At 66.5% G+C, this 13,448-nt stretch carries 15 protein-coding genes; 5 read left to right on the top strand and 10 right to left on the bottom strand.

Annotation, left to right across the window (positions count from 1 at the left end):
• Positions 1–42 precede the first annotated feature (42 nt).
• Positions 43–906, top strand: a complete 864-nt coding sequence (gene lysX / locus K7W42_RS00465; protein ID WP_224571423.1) for a lysine biosynthesis protein LysX — start codon at positions 43–45, stop codon at positions 904–906.
• 148 nt (positions 907–1,054) lie between these two features.
• Here lysX and K7W42_RS00460 read toward each other — a convergent pair whose 3' ends face one another.
• Positions 1,055–1,678: a CBS domain-containing protein gene (locus tag K7W42_RS00460; RefSeq protein ID WP_157458273.1), complete on the bottom strand. Its 624-nt coding sequence runs from the start codon at positions 1,676–1,678 to the stop codon at positions 1,055–1,057.
• Between the two features lie 120 nt (positions 1,679–1,798).
• Between K7W42_RS00460 and K7W42_RS00455 the strand changes: the two genes are divergently transcribed.
• Positions 1,799–2,287, top strand: a complete 489-nt coding sequence (locus tag K7W42_RS00455; RefSeq protein ID WP_224571420.1) for an OmpH/Skp family outer membrane protein — start codon at positions 1,799–1,801, stop codon at positions 2,285–2,287.
• 76 nt (positions 2,288–2,363) lie between these two features.
• Entirely contained in the window at positions 2,364–2,837 is a 474-nt protein-coding gene (locus K7W42_RS00450; RefSeq protein ID WP_224571417.1) for an OmpH family outer membrane protein, read from the top strand.
• 87 nt (positions 2,838–2,924) lie between these two features.
• Here K7W42_RS00450 and K7W42_RS00445 read toward each other — a convergent pair whose 3' ends face one another.
• From K7W42_RS00445 to K7W42_RS00415, 7 genes are all read right to left on the bottom strand, one after another.
• Positions 2,925–3,416 carry a pyridoxamine 5'-phosphate oxidase family protein gene (locus K7W42_RS00445; protein WP_224571415.1) on the bottom strand — a complete coding sequence of 164 codons (492 nt, stop codon included), beginning with the start codon at positions 3,414–3,416 and terminating at the stop codon, positions 2,925–2,927.
• 124 nt (positions 3,417–3,540) lie between these two features.
• Positions 3,541–4,797, bottom strand: a complete 1,257-nt coding sequence (locus tag K7W42_RS00440) for an MFS transporter (RefSeq protein WP_157458269.1) — start codon at positions 4,795–4,797, stop codon at positions 3,541–3,543.
• Positions 4,798–5,354: 557 nt separating this feature from the next.
• On the bottom strand, positions 5,355–6,110 hold the full coding sequence (locus K7W42_RS00435) for an RluA family pseudouridine synthase (protein ID WP_224571413.1): 756 nt from the start codon (positions 6,108–6,110) through the stop codon (positions 5,355–5,357).
• Positions 6,111–6,112: 2 nt separating this feature from the next.
• Complete coding sequence (locus tag K7W42_RS00430; RefSeq protein WP_224571411.1) at positions 6,113–6,703, bottom strand: NADPH-dependent FMN reductase; 591 nt, start codon at positions 6,701–6,703, stop codon at positions 6,113–6,115.
• 173 nt (positions 6,704–6,876) lie between these two features.
• Positions 6,877–7,950 (bottom strand): M48 family metallopeptidase, encoded by a 1,074-nt coding sequence (locus tag K7W42_RS00425; RefSeq protein ID WP_224571408.1) that lies wholly within the window; start codon positions 7,948–7,950, stop codon positions 6,877–6,879.
• A 1-nt stretch (position 7,951) separates the two neighbouring features.
• Positions 7,952–9,100, bottom strand: a complete 1,149-nt coding sequence (locus K7W42_RS00420; protein ID WP_224571406.1) for a YjgN family protein — start codon at positions 9,098–9,100, stop codon at positions 7,952–7,954.
• A gap of 111 nt (positions 9,101–9,211) precedes the next feature.
• Entirely contained in the window at positions 9,212–9,469 is a 258-nt protein-coding gene (locus K7W42_RS00415) for a cold-shock protein (protein ID WP_157458265.1), read from the bottom strand.
• Positions 9,470–9,872: 403 nt separating this feature from the next.
• Between K7W42_RS00415 and K7W42_RS00410 the strand changes: the two genes are divergently transcribed.
• A complete protein-coding gene (locus K7W42_RS00410) occupies positions 9,873–10,430 on the top strand; it encodes a gamma carbonic anhydrase family protein (RefSeq protein WP_157458264.1) in 558 nt (185 codons plus the stop codon).
• Positions 10,431–10,475: 45 nt separating this feature from the next.
• The gene (locus tag K7W42_RS00405; protein ID WP_369411301.1) at positions 10,476–11,336 is read left to right on the top strand and encodes a hypothetical protein; all 861 of its coding nucleotides are present in this window, start codon (positions 10,476–10,478) and stop codon (positions 11,334–11,336) included.
• Between the two features lie 403 nt (positions 11,337–11,739).
• Here the strand turns inward: K7W42_RS00405 and K7W42_RS00400 are convergent, their stop codons facing one another.
• Both K7W42_RS00400 and K7W42_RS00395 read right to left on the bottom strand, forming a co-directional pair.
• Entirely contained in the window at positions 11,740–12,585 is an 846-nt protein-coding gene (locus K7W42_RS00400) for an SDR family NAD(P)-dependent oxidoreductase (protein ID WP_224571404.1), read from the bottom strand.
• Between the two features lie 259 nt (positions 12,586–12,844).
• Positions 12,845–13,441, bottom strand: coding sequence for a TetR/AcrR family transcriptional regulator (locus K7W42_RS00395; RefSeq protein ID WP_224571402.1), 597 nt, complete (start codon positions 13,439–13,441; stop codon positions 12,845–12,847).
• Positions 13,442–13,448 lie beyond the last annotated feature (7 nt).

The following is a 13,448-nucleotide window of genomic DNA, read 5'->3' as shown; positions in this document are numbered from 1 at the left end:
TGCACCTGACCGCCCGCCGCTTTGCCTGCCCTGGACAGCGCTATGGCTGATCTTGCCGTGCTGTATGACCGGATTCGTCCGGATGAAAAGATGCTCTTTGAGGCCCTGGACGCGCTGGGCACGCCCTACGACAAGGTGTATACCCCGCACCTGAAGGTGACCTTCGATGACCAGGGCCGCGCGGCCGTGCCCTGGCGCGTGGCCCTCGAACGCTGCGTCAGCCAGAGTCGGGGTCACGGCGTTACCCGCGCACTGGAAGGCTTTGGGGTCAAGGTGATCAACCCGGCGCACGTCATCGAACTGTGCGGCGATAAACTGGCCACCAACGCCGCGCTGCATGCCGCCGGGCTGCCGACCCCGCGCACCGGCGTGGCCTTTGACGGCGAAACGGCCCTGGCCCTGATCGAAGACCTGGGTTACCCGGTGGTGCTCAAGCCCACCGTGGGCTCCTGGGGCCGCATGGTCAGCCGCCTGAATGACCGCGCCGCCGCCGAGGCCGTCATCGAGCATAAGGAAGTGCTGGGCGGCCCCCAGCACGGCATCTTCTACGTGCAGGAACTGGTGAACAAGCCGGGGCGCGACATCCGCGCTTTTGTGGTGGGCGGCCAGTGTATCGGCGCCATCTACCGCACCAGCGAGCACTGGATTACCAACACGGCGCGGGGGGCCAAGGCCAGCAATTGCCCCGTCACGCCTGAACTGGCCGACCTGGCGGTGCGCGCCGCCGCCGCCGTTCATGGCCAGATTGTCGCCATTGACCTCGTCGAAGACCCGCAGGCCCAGAACGAGTGGGGCGGCCTGAAGATTATCGAGATCAACCACACGATGGAATTCAAGAACTCGGTGGCGACCACGGGCGTCAATATCCCGCGCCTGATGGGCGAATACGCGCTGTCCCTGCTGTAAAGAAAAGAGGGAAGAGGCCCGGTCGGATGTGGCGGCCGGGCCTTTTGCCGTAGGTGTTCAGGCGGCCTGGTTCATGGCCTATGAGCCGCAGCGGCGTCCCTCTGTTTTGTGGACGCCGCTGCCTGCTCAATTGATCTGGGTTCTGTGATCAGTCCATCACTTCAATGCCGGTGGCCTGCACGCGCTGGCGCACGTCGCTTACTCCGTCGCCGTTGACCCGCATCACGAAGCGGCGGCGGCCATTTTCCCCGCCAAATGTTGCCACGCTGATGATGTTGCTGGGCAAGATGGCGCCGGTGGCGCGCTCCAGGCTGCCGGGCACGTCGGGCATGTCCAGGGTCAGGCGCTTGCCCCCCTCGCGCATGCCCAGAATGCCGGTAAAGGCGCGCAGCACGTCCATTGTGGTGATGATGCCGCTCAGCTGCCCGGCGTCATTCAGCACCGGCAGGCCGCCCACATGGTGCTCCTGCATCCGCAGCGCAGCGTCTTCCATGTATTCGCCTTCGGCGGCGGTGACCACCGGGCGGGCCATCATTTCTTCAACGGTCAGCTTGCTCAGCAGGTAGTTCAGTTCCCAGACGCTCAGGGTCGTGGCCTTGCTGGGCATGGCGTCTTTGAGGTCCTTGCGCGTGGTAATCCCGACCAAGCGGCCATCCTGTACCACCGGCAGGCGGCGAAAGCCCCCTTCTTTCAGCACCCGCAGGGCGTCCATGACAGGTGTGTCGGGCGTGACAGTCACGGGGTCACGGGTCATCCAGTCGCGTACAAGCATGACCCCCAGTCTAGAGGCTCAGGTGCGGGCCAGTTGCCCTGACCGCCGCCTGATCCCACATGTGAAGCGGCTCTGAGGGCCTTCATTCGGCTCAGAAACATGCGTGCTACGTTGCCGACCATGAAGATTAGCGCCAAAATTACTGCTCCCCTGGCCCTTGCGGCTGCGTTCGGCCTGGGTACGGTGTCACCCCACGCCCAGACGACGCCTCAAAAAGTTGGTTTTGTCGACGTGGCCAAACTGCTGGCCGCTCACCCCGCCGACAAGGAAATTCAGGAGATTCAGAAGAAGGCGGACGCTGAACTGGGCGCCATTGACAAGCAGATCAAGGCCATTGACGCCAAGGGCACGGCGGCCACCGCCGCCGACAAGCAGACGCGCGAAACGCTGGTGAAGACGATTCAGTCCAAGGCCGACGCCTACGACAAGCAGATGCAGCCCAAGATTGCGGTTGTGGAAAAAGCCGTGGACACGGCGATTAGTGCCGTGGCCAAGAGCAACGGGTACGGCATCATCATGGACCGCGACGTCGCGTCCAAGAGCGGCCTGGTGATCTACGCCGACGCCACTGCCGAGATTACCGACGCCGTGGCCAAGGCCGTCAAGTAACCCGAACTGGCCCCGCCTGCCCCGCCTGGTGGTGCGCGGGGCCTTGTTGTTGCCCCACCTACAGGAGGCTCGCCGCATGACCCGATTTCTGTTTCTTCTGCCTCTGGCCCTGCTGGCCACTGTGCCGCACGCCCAGCAGGCCAAATCCCGCCTGGGCATCGTGAATGTGCAGCAGGCCGTCAAAGCCCTGCCCGAAAGCAAGGCGTACCTGGACCTGAACAGCAAGGTTGCCGCCGACCTGGCCGCTAAAGAGAAAGCGCTGAGCGAGCTGAATGCCAAGGCTGCCGCCAGCCGCAGCGCTGCTGACCGCGCGGCGCTGACTAAGGCGCAGCAGGCCTACAGCGCGGCCCGCGCCGACTACGCCAAGCGTATTGACACCACATTTGCGCCGCTGGCCACCAAACTGAATGCGGCGGTGGCCAAGGTCGCCAAGGCCAACGGCTACAGCGTGGTGTTGGATGAGCAGGTGGCCGCCCAGACCAGCCTGGTGGTGTATGCCAACGAAAGCGCAACGAACCTCACCCAAGCTGTGATCAAGAGCCTGAAGTAAGACGGGAATGACGGGCTTGAGCCCGCTCTTGACCGCCTAACAGCACCGCCCCCGACGCCAGAGTGTCGGGGGCGGTGCCTCTTGTGCTTACAGATTGACGGTTTCGTTCTCGCCCTGCTTGGCTTCCTTGCCGGTCAGCAGGCCCTTGGCGAGCCCAATCAGGCTGCGCACCTTGCCGTCGCTTTCCCAGTATTCGGCGCCATCGGCTTCAATACGAATGAGCTGAATGTTGGGGTCATCAATGCCTTCGGGGAAATAGGCCTTGTAGAAGTCACTCCAGACCTGTTCCAGCTTGGCGCGGTTCTCGACCAGGCTGGCCGCGCCGCGCACACTTACGTAGATGCCTTTATCGGGGCGCGAGTAGCTGACATTGACCTGTGGCCGGGCGCCCATGTTGCGCACCTGCTCGGTGTCCTTGCCACCCAGGAACCAGATGTCGCCGTCAAATTCCACGTCCTGCGTGGTCATAGGGTGGCCCTTCAGGTGGCCGTGTTCGTCCGTTACGGTCAGCATGGCAAACTTCACGTCTTGAATCAGCTCGCCCACTTTGTTCAGGGCTTCCTCGCGGGTCGTGGTCATGGCGTCACCGTCTCATGAGGCGGGGCAGCGGAATTGAAAGGTGCCCCACCGTCTGAACGCTGCCCCAAGATGTCCTGAAGAAAGGTGCGGTCGCCCAGTCAAGTGCGCCAGGACACCTATGGCTTCAGGCCGCCGCGCGGGCGTGGGCGCGCTCGGGAACGTTTCTGACCAGCACCACGCCCAGCACAAAAAACAGCGCGGCAATGCCGAAAACCAGGGTGTAGCCCAGATTGCCGCCCTGCGCGTTGCCCCAGTCCAGCAGGGCGCCCTGCGGCGCACTTGTCATCTGCGGGCCCACGAACGCAACATGCCAGATGCCCATGTCACGGGCAAAGCTGCTCTGGCTGGGCATGGCGTCGCTGCCCAGTGCCCAGTCCACCGAACTAAAGGCGCCGTAGCCCAGACCAAAGGCCAGCGCCAGGGCCAGCGCCGCGCCAAAGCTGGGGGCCACCAGCAGCAGCAGGGCCGCCCCGGCCATCACGCTGCCCGCCACGTAAATCACGGGTTTGCGCCCAATGCGGTCGCTGATCCGCCCCCCCACCAGCGCCGAGGCGATACTGCCCACGATGATGCACGCCAGCATGATGCTGGTGCTGGTGCCGGGGTCACTCTGACGCAGCACGTCCTTGTTGTAGTACTGCAAGAAGGGCTGCACCGAATACTGCCCCAGCGCAAACAGCACCCGCGTGACAAAAACCCACAAGAAGGGCTGGTGGGCGAATAGCTGCTGCCAGCTGAGGGTCGGCGCGTGTGGATCGCGGGCCACCACCGTATCGGGTTCAGGGACGCCGCGCAGGGTGACCAGCGCGGGCACAAAGAGCATGGCGGCAATGAGGACGAACGAGGCCAGAACAGGCAGGTGCAGGGCGCCCACCGCAAACGCCGACACGGCCGCCAGCAGTTGCCCCAGCGCCTGCAACATGGCCATCACGCCGCTGTAACGCCCCCGCGCCTCGGGGCGCACCAGTTCGGGAATCAGGGCGGAATACGGGGCAGTGGCGTAGTTGTTGCCAAACTGCACCAGCAAGAAGCCCAGCAGGTACACCCAGAAGCCCGGCAGGCCCGGCACCAGGGTCACGGCCAGCGCCATCACCCCCAGACCGGCCAGATTGACGCCCAGCCCCAACTTCAGGTACGGCAGCCGCTTGCCGGTGCGGTCGCTGTGGGCGCCCACCAGCGGCGGCAGCACGAGCGCCATGATGGCCCCAATGCCGGCCAGCAGGCCCAGGTACGTGCCCTTGCGCTCGTCCCCCACAAAGGTCACCACGTTGGCGGGCATCAGGATCAGCAGCAGCAGCAGCCAGTGAAAGGCGGTGCCAAACCAGAACGCAGACAGCACCCACGGGCTGACGCGCGGGCGTTCGGGGGACAGGGCAGTCATGTGCGGCGAGTATACGGGGCCGCTGAAGCAGCGGGCGGCTCAGGTGACCTGGAGGGGTCAAGGGTCTCTGTTGTGTATTGGGGAGGCAGAACGCGCCAGCCACGTTACGCCGGGGGCACTGGGGCCACCCCTTTAGCGCTGACCACCGCCCTCAGGTCCTCATGCGGGCGCTGACTCTCTTGTGGCCACCACGATTGAAGCTGAGTGGCTCTGGACAGAGGGGTCACAGGTCGAGCCAACAATGTAATATAGACTCCGATTGAATCAAGCAGAATGCCGGGTGGCATCCGAGCGGCCTTGGACAGCGGCACAGCAGACTTGAAAAGCGACGCAGGAGAAGGAACAGATGCGGATTCCACGATATGGACGCGCAGACGGTGCCTTTCTTTGCTGTGTTGCAACTCAGCGGACTCCGCATAAGCAAGCGAGCAGAAGACAACGTGGACCTGACGGGCATGGCGTCAGCTCACCGACTCTCTCCTGATGTGTCAACAGGCCGAAGCTACAGAACAGCAGCAGGCTGGCGTGACAGCAGTCGCCTGAGCCTCGGCGCCCCCTTACCCCGGCAGCAGCGCGTCCCAGTACGCCTGAAGATCGCTGGCCAGGGGTACCTGCGCGCTGAACTGCGTGCCCCCCCACGGAAAGGCGATGCGCGCGGCATGCAGCGCCTGCCGGGGCAGCCCCAGACGGGCCGTGAGTTCCGGGGTCTGGCCCACCTCCATGAACTCCAGAAAGACACTGGGGTCGCGGCCATAGATCTTGTCCCCCACCATGGGCAACCCCAGGTGCGCCAGATGCGCGCGAATCTGGTGCAGGCGTCCACTGCGGGGAAAGGCTTCTATCAGCGCGTGGCCGGCCCGCCGCTCGACCACCCGGAAGTCCGTGACCGCCGGGCGGCCGTCCGGCACCACCGCCTGCCGAATGGCAATCCGGTTGGCGCCACCCAGTCCCAGGTCGCCCAGGGGAGCGTCCAGGGTTTGGCGCTCCCAGTCCGGTGTGCCATGCACGATGGCCAGGTACGTTTTGCCCACCAGATGCGTCTTGAACAGGGTAAAAAAGCGCTGCGCAGCTTCGCGGTCGCGGGACAGTACCTGCGCGCCGCTGGTCTCGCGGTCCAGCCGGTGCGGCGGGGCCAGGTCGGGTTCGCCCGTGGTGCGGCGCAGGTAGGTTAAGACGTCTGGCACGTCAACCCGCGCCCGCACCGGATGGGTCAGCCACAGCGCGGGTTTTTGCACCACGTAAAAATCAGGGTGCTCAACCACCACACGCGGCTTTTCGGTGGGGGGTAGTAGTGGCGCGCGAGAGGCACTCATGGTCACAGTTCCCACACGCTGCGGTAGGGGCGGTCGCGCAGGCGCCCGGCCAGATCCACGCCCCGCGCCACTGTGCGTTCCAGCCGCGCGGCCAGCCACTCGTTGGGTATCCCCGGCGCGGTCCAGTGCGCGCCCGTGGCATACACGAAGTCCGGGTTGACCACGCAGCGGAAGTCCACCATCAGGCCAAAGGCAAAGGCGCCGTGGCTGAGGTAGCCGTGGTCCAGGCCGCCCGACACCAGAAAGGTCACGGGCTGGTCAAACCAGGCGCCGTGCAGGCCGCGCGCCTCGTCGCTGCTGCCCGTCAGTTCCACCAGCGCCTTGACCCCCGACCCCAACCCCCAGTTGTAGACCGGCACCCCCAGAAACACCCCGTCGGCCTCGCGGATAGCCTGGTGATACCGCGCGGCATAGGGGTGGTCGTAGCAGCCGCCCGGCCCCTGCACATTGTCAAAGGGCGGGAGCGGCTGGGCGCGCAGGTCCAGGTGCGTCACCTCGTGCCCGGCGCGGCGCAACTGCGCGGCAGTCAGGTCGCAGAGCCACGCGCTGCGGCTGTCCGGGTCCAGGCTGGTGGAAAGAACCGTCAACTTCACCGGGTTAGCCTAGAGCATGGGCGCCGGTTCACCGCCGCTTCCCGTGCCGGCTCTGTCTGTTTGTTTCACATACTTGGACCAGTGGGCTGACGAGCCCTCGCTGTCGCCTCCTCACTCTCCTGCAGAGCTGGCCAATTCTGGTTGGCTTGCCCCCGGCGGGGTTGGCGTCCACCTTACTTATCCAGCGATTTGAGCAGTTCGATGCGTTCCTCGGTGACCGGGTGAGACCGCAGCACGTCCAGCAGCGAGGCGTCTTCTGGCCCCTGGTCGTCTTCCTCTTCCAGCCGTCTCAGGATGGCCTGAAGCGGCGCCGTGGTGCCGTAGGCGCGCTCCATGTAGGCCGCCGCCACCCGGTCGGCCCCAGTTTCGGCGGCGCGTGAATAGCCGCTTTGCAAGATGGCCGCTGGCACTGCCGCTGCAAAGGTGCTGGCGCTCACCAGGTCGCCCGTCAGCACAGTCACGACCAGCGAGATACCCAGCGCCTGATACACCGTCGCCACCCCATGCCGTCCGGTGACATGCCCGGTTTCGTGGGCCAGCACGCCAATCAGTTCGCGGTCACTGCGCGCCAGCGCCACCAGCTGGTCGGTCATCACAATGGTGCCGTTGGGCAGGGCAAAGGCGTTGGCCCCCAGCCCGGCCTTATTGCCCGGTTCGCCGTCGCGCAGCAGCAGACGGTAAGGGTAGCCGCCCCCGGCCCAGTCGCGCACCGGGGCAAAGGCGGCCTGTAACTGGGCCTGCCGGGCGGCGCTCAGCTCGGACGGTCCCAGCAGATCCTCGTGCTCCAGCAATTCCAGCGTTTCGCGGTCAAAGGTGGCCAGGACGCTGCGCGGGGTCACGTTGGCCGCCTGCGCCGCCAGGGCCGGAATGCCCCAGACCACAAAAGCGCCCATCAGGGCGCCGGCCACCACCAGGGCGCCCAGGGCGCTGCTCCAGCGGGCCTCCAGGCCGCGCACGCCACTCAGGACGCGGTTGCGGCCGGTCAGGCGTTCCCAGCGGCGCACAGCGTCGTCGTCGGGGGTTTCAAAGCGGCTGCCGTCGGGAAACTTCAGGCTACGGCGCACACCGGGAATGGCCGGGTCCACGCTGACCTGTGAGGCGGCCCAGCGATACAGCCCCTGCGGCCCCTCGCCGGTTAGGGTCAGGGCGGCGCCTCCGGCGCTCAGCTCGGCCTGGGCCGGGTGGGGGCGGCTGCTGCGGCCATCGAAATACACGCCACTGACGCGCATGACCGTCGTGCCGGTCATCTCAGAACCCCACCTGAATGTCCAGCAGCTCAGAGGCCGCTTCACCCAAGGCGGATTCCTCGTGCGCGGCCTGGCCGGTGAAGGTGTCCAGCGGCACCAAGCTGCGCACCCCAATGCCTTCAAGGACATAGCGCGTGCGGCGAATGGTCGCCCAGGGAGTAGCCAGCCCCAGGGTCAGAATCTGCGCGGCCGTGTTGGTCACGCCAATCCACACCAGACGCCACGGCGAGAACGTCGCGCCGGTGCGCACCACGCCGCCCAGCTCGGCGTTGTTCAGCACATAAGCCATCACAGCGGCGCGCACATACTGCCAGGCCACGGCGTACAGCAGCAGGGCGCCTAGATAGATGGCTCCGGCCGCCACGAAGAAGGCCGCAGGAGGGGTGTCGGCCTCAAACAGATCGCTGATATCCCCCCAATTGCCCAGCCCAGCGACCAGCGTGCCCACGATGGCGACCAGCAGCAGGGCCACCAGGCCGCCGCCGATCACCAGCCCCACGCCGGTCAGTCCAATCATAAAGAAGGGCGCCACGTCCCCGCGAAAGCGGGCGCGGGCCGTGCCGTAGGCCAGGTTGTTCACCTGATACTGCCGCTGCATGAACCACGCCCAGGGGAGGGCCAGCCCAAACAGCCCGGAGACCACGTTGGCCGCGCCGTAGGCGACGTAGGCCTCGCCCACCGACCCCTGAAACGAGAAGCGCAGCCCCCGGTGAACGGTGTTGACCGCCTGAAAGCGCAGGGATTGCCTGACCAGCCAGGGATAAAACCCCGCGTAGACCAGCAGCAGCACCAGGCCCAGAACGATAAAAACGGTGTTTTCAGAGCGCAGCGCCAGGCTGTACAGCACCGCCAGCCCGCTCACCAGCAGGTAGCCGCGCAGCAGCGCCCAGGGGTTGGCGCGGTACTCGAAGTTCTGGCCGTCCAGCCAGGTATGCCCGTACATGTACTGCCGCGTGCGCACCCGCGCCCAGGGCATGTACAGCCCCAGCGACACCAGGGTCAGCGCCACGTTGACAATCCAGACCCGGAAGTATTCGCCGGCCTGGCCGGTAAAGGACAGGGCGTGGTGGCTGACTGCCGGCGTGGACAGAGACGCTGGCTCTGGCCGGGGAGAATTGAGGCCGCTGAGGGCCGCGTGGGCGTCGATCATGGCTGCATCCTATCTGGCTGGGGCCCCGGCGCGGGCCGCATGTACGGGCCTGAGCGCCGGGCAAAAGAAGAGGGCCGGCGCCCAGGGGCCGGCCACCAGGAAAGAGAAAACCTACCAGCGGCTGCTGCGGGCCATGTCCCCACCAGCCGGAGCTGGCGCGGCCGTGGTCACCACGACATTTTTGGCCTGGGGGCCCTTGCTGCCCTGCCCGGCCTCGACTTCAAAGTCCACTTCATCGCCCTCGTTCAGCTTGCGAAAGCCGCCGCTCTGGATGGCGCTGTAATGCACGAACACGTCCGGGTTGCCGGGATGCTCGATGAAGCCGTAGCCCTTCTCGACGTTAAACCACTTCACTCGACCTTGCGCCATAACTCTCCTTGCATCACAGCCTGAAGCGGCCAAATTCCTGTCCTCTGGACGGAATTTAACGGCGGCGCTTCAAACGGAGACGGGGCGATTATCGCATGTTTATGATGACCGGATGTGCAGGCCTGTGGGTCAGAGGGGGTGCCGGGGTCAGTTGACCAGATAAGGCTTGCCGGCTCAGGCCCCGGTCTGAAGCGGCCCTGAGGGGCAGGGGAGGGCGGCGAAGCTGGCGCGCAGGGACGTGAAGTTTTCTTGGCGGCTCAGCGGGCGTCGCCCACCAGACAGCAGGGCGCTGGGCGCGGCGGCGCGTGCTACCCTGGGCGGCAACTCAACCCCTGCCCCGAGTGCGTGTGGACGCTGCGGCCCTGGCCTGCCCCGCCCGTGACCGTGGCCCCCGGAGGAAGTCATGCCCCGCTACGCCCTGGACGGGCACGTCCCCGATATCCACCCCTCTGCGTTTCTGGCGCCCAGTGCCGACATCATCGGTCAGGTGACGGTCGCGGCGCAGGCCAGCGTGTGGTACGGCGCGGTGCTGCGCGGCGACCTGGAAGCCATCACGGTGGGGCCCGGCAGCAACGTGCAGGACGGCGCGGTCCTGCACACCGACGCGGGCTGGCCCTGCACCCTGATGGAGCGGGTCACGGTGGGCCACCGGGCCGTGGTTCACGGCGCCACCTGTGGGCCGGGCAGTCTGGTCGGCATGGGGGCCATCATGCTCAGTGGGTCCAGCCTGGGCGCGGGCGCCATGCTTGGGGCCGGGGCGGTGCTACCCGAGGGCGCCCATGTGCCAGACGGCATGTTGGCGGTGGGGGTGCCGGCACGGGTGGTGCGCCCCGCCCCCAGCGGCGGAAACGCGCAGCGCTACATTCACAATGCGGCGCGCTTCCGGGACGGCGCGCGGCGCCTGGATGACGGGGCCAGCGAGCTGACGCTGGGCGCCGCGCCGCTGCCCGAGGCGCAGTAAATATGCTGTCCTCAGGGCTGTTGACGCTCCGGAGTGGAGGACGCGATGACTGACGCTAGCCTGCCCCCCCAGGACCCGGCCCGGCCAAAAGGTCGCCCGGCTCAGCCGCCCTCCACCCCTGACCCCGAGCCAGAACTGGCCGAGCTGATTGCCGAACTGCCGCCCATGTTTCCGGGCGCCGCCCCTTTCCTAGCACGTTTTCTGCCCCAGGCCAGCGCCGCGCACGCGGGTCTCAATCACAGCTTTTGCGACCTGCACGCCTTTCTCAAGTACCTGCACGAACAGAGCTGGTACGGCTACCTGTTGGCTGCCCTGGGCGACCACAGCGCCTACGTGCTGCTGTTCGAAGGCCGAGCAGTGACGGCCGCCGCCGGGAGCGCCACGGGCGAGCAGGCCCTGGGCGAACTGCTGAGCCTCTATGAACAGGGGGCGTCCCTTAGCGCCTATCCCCTGGACGCCCCGCTGGCCCACGTCCTGAGCGGCATCGGGTCGCGCGCCTGGAAGTTCAATCTGACCGAGGACTTCACTGGCCTGCATGCCCGGCCTACCGGCGCCATCTTCTATGTGCGCGGCGAGATTGTGGCCACCATGCCGGCCACCCTGCCCTACGAGGGCGCCTTTCCGGCCCCCCTGCGCCCCCAGACCCTGATTCTGCCGCGCAGCCTGGCCGGCTGGGCGCACCACCAGTACGCCCTGACCCTTCGGGGCAAAGACGCCCTGAACGCCATTACGGGTGTTCACCAGGCCTTTCGCACGCGGCATGGGGCGCCTGGCCTGGCCTTCCTGCGCGCCCTGGGCGAAGACCTGAGTCCGGCTGAGTACGCCATGCGCTCAGACGAGGCGCTGCACGACCTGGAACTGATGGTGCAGGAGTTTTTGCAGAGCGGCCTGGTCCGCGAGAAGTAGGTGAGCAGGCCGCACTGAGAACGGAGCGAGAAGTGTTGAACAGTCAGGGCGACGGTTCTGGTCACCCCGGTTCACGGTGTCCAAGAGCGCTGATACGGCGTTCAGGGATGACGTTCACTTCTGGGCATGAACTGACTTGTCAAAGCCACTCTCGACCTTGCACACCTTGGCTGCCAGCCTGGCGAAAACTGGTCGGAGTGGAGACTCTTCACGGCCCTACTGCTTTACTTTGAGGACTCCGGTTTCCTCCTGTTGAGCTGAAGCTGACAGCGGGTTGTGGTTCAACAGAAATCCTGAATCACCCGCCTGATAGAGGAGTGCTCGGAAAGCAAGGCACACCGGCAGGACAAGCCGGCGCCCTGCTCACGCCATAGTTCTGTCACTGTCATTTGCTCTGGCTGCCTTACAGGTCTGCCAGATATGCCTCACTCAGACTCCACAGCCTCAGGGCGGCGCCGTCATCCTGGGCCTGGGGGGCTGGGGTTGCCTCGCGCCTGTTGCTGTAGTACCGCCCAGACGCGGCCAGGGGCGCCGTGGCCGCGTGCAGGGTGGTCTGGGCGCCCTCTTCTGGTGTCAGGGCGAAGCGGTCAATGAGGCGGTAAGCCCGGCTGAGCCAGCCGCCGTTGTTGTGGGCGAAGCCGGTGGCGACCATGCCGGGGTGCACACTGCTGCTCAGCAGACCGGGTTCACGCCGGGACAGTTCGCGGGCAAACAGGATGTTGGCCAGCTTGCTCTGGGCGTAGGCCGCCCAGCCGCCGTAGCCCCGGCGGAACTCGGGGTCGTCCAGCCGCAGGCGCCCGAAAGCGTGTGCGGCGCTGGCCACCGTCACCACGCGCGGCGCTGCCGACTGGCGCAGCAGCGGCAGCAGCTCGCGCGTCAGTAGAAAGGGCGAGAGGTGATTCAGGGCCCAGGTTTGCTCGATGCCCTCGCGGGTTTCCTGGCGCTGGGTGTACAGGGCGCCGGCATTGTTGACCAGCAGGTCCAGCTGGGGGAGTTGCGCGGCAACCTCCTGCGCCAGCCGCCGGACCTGCCTCAGTTCCGAGAGGTCCGCCAGGAATGTCCTGGCCGCGCCCGTGGCCTGTGCAGCGGCCTCGGTGCGGCTGGGGTTGCGGCCCACGAGCAGGACGCGGTGCCCCTGCTGCGCCAACTCGCGCGCCGTGACCAGGCCAATGCCGCCCGTGGCCCCCGTAATCAGAACCGTGCTGCCAGCAGGCAGGGCAGAGAGGAGGGCCGCCTGAGAGGAGGTCACAGGCCTCTCCCGTCAGACCAGCATGTGCCTAAAACGGGGCCCATCTGCGGGTCAGTCGGCGGAGCCCCAGTGGTGGTGTCCTGCGCTTCGCCTGCGTGCGGTGTCATGTGCGCCAGCATAGGGCAGAGGCTGGGGGCCAAAAAAGGAAGCCAGAGGGGTTGGGCCTCTGGCTCCGTGCGCTGCGGACTTCACCCGGCCCGCCCCTGCTCTTAGTTGTGCGCTGATGGGGTCAGTCTACGTGACCTGAGTCACAGGAGTGTCACAGGTTGCGCGCGGGCCCACCTTCATCGTCCAGCCCCTGGAGACCGGCGTTGACAAAGCGTTCCAGCGTACCGGCCAGCTGCGCGGTCTGGTCCGGGCTGAGGCCAGCTGTGACGGCGTGGGTGGCCGTGGCCTGAAGCAACAGGGTGACACAGGTCAGCAGATACGGCGTGCGGGTGCGGCCTTCGGGCGGGTGCAGGCTCTGAGACAGGCGCTCCTCTAGACCCGCCAGCACGGCCAGGCGCCGCGCCGCGAAAGTGGGGCCGCTGCCGCTGCCCAGCAGGGTCAGCAGGGCACGCTCCCCGACGAGTAGCTGAAAAATAGCGGCCAGCGGCCGTTGGGTATGGGTGCCGGTCAGCAGTGGCACCAGCCGCCGTTCCAGGTCGGCCAGGTGGCCTTCCAGCAGTTCGGACAGCAGGTCGGCCGTGGAAGCGAAATAGCTGTACACCGTGGGCCGCGAAATGCCCAGGGCCACAGCGATGTCCCCCATGCTGACGGCCTCAAAGCCGTGGACTGTAAACAGCGCTTCACTGGCGCTCAGCAGCTGCTGGCGGCGGTCAGCAGAGGGCAGGCGGCGGGCGGGGGAGGCGGTCACCCGCCCA

This window comes from Deinococcus betulae (genome assembly GCF_020166395.1).
Lineage (GTDB): Bacteria > Deinococcota > Deinococci > Deinococcales > Deinococcaceae > Deinococcus > Deinococcus betulae.
Note: the sequence above shows the minus strand (reverse complement) of the source record. Positions and strands in the feature narration are given on the sequence as shown.

Coding starts and splice junctions, on each gene's coding strand:
- K7W42_RS00420 (WP_224571406.1), bottom strand. CDS start 9,100: ATGATCGACGCCCACGCGGCCCTCAGCGGCCTCAATTCTCCCCGGCCA.
- K7W42_RS00435 (WP_224571413.1), bottom strand. CDS start 6,110: ATGAGTGCCTCTCGCGCGCCACTACTACCCCCCACCGAAAAGCCGCGT.
- K7W42_RS00415 (WP_157458265.1), bottom strand. CDS start 9,469: ATGGCGCAAGGTCGAGTGAAGTGGTTTAACGTCGAGAAGGGCTACGGC.
- K7W42_RS00450 (WP_224571417.1), top strand. CDS start 2,364: ATGACCCGATTTCTGTTTCTTCTGCCTCTGGCCCTGCTGGCCACTGTG.
- K7W42_RS00445 (WP_224571415.1), bottom strand. CDS start 3,416: ATGACCACGACCCGCGAGGAAGCCCTGAACAAAGTGGGCGAGCTGATT.
- lysX (WP_224571423.1), top strand. CDS start 43: ATGGCTGATCTTGCCGTGCTGTATGACCGGATTCGTCCGGATGAAAAG.
- K7W42_RS00425 (WP_224571408.1), bottom strand. CDS start 7,950: ATGACCGGCACGACGGTCATGCGCGTCAGTGGCGTGTATTTCGATGGC.
- K7W42_RS00460 (WP_157458273.1), bottom strand. CDS start 1,678: ATGCTTGTACGCGACTGGATGACCCGTGACCCCGTGACTGTCACGCCC.
- K7W42_RS00440 (WP_157458269.1), bottom strand. CDS start 4,797: ATGACTGCCCTGTCCCCCGAACGCCCGCGCGTCAGCCCGTGGGTGCTG.
- K7W42_RS00410 (WP_157458264.1), top strand. CDS start 9,873: ATGCCCCGCTACGCCCTGGACGGGCACGTCCCCGATATCCACCCCTCT.
- K7W42_RS00455 (WP_224571420.1), top strand. CDS start 1,799: ATGAAGATTAGCGCCAAAATTACTGCTCCCCTGGCCCTTGCGGCTGCG.
- K7W42_RS00405 (WP_369411301.1), top strand. CDS start 10,476: ATGACTGACGCTAGCCTGCCCCCCCAGGACCCGGCCCGGCCAAAAGGT.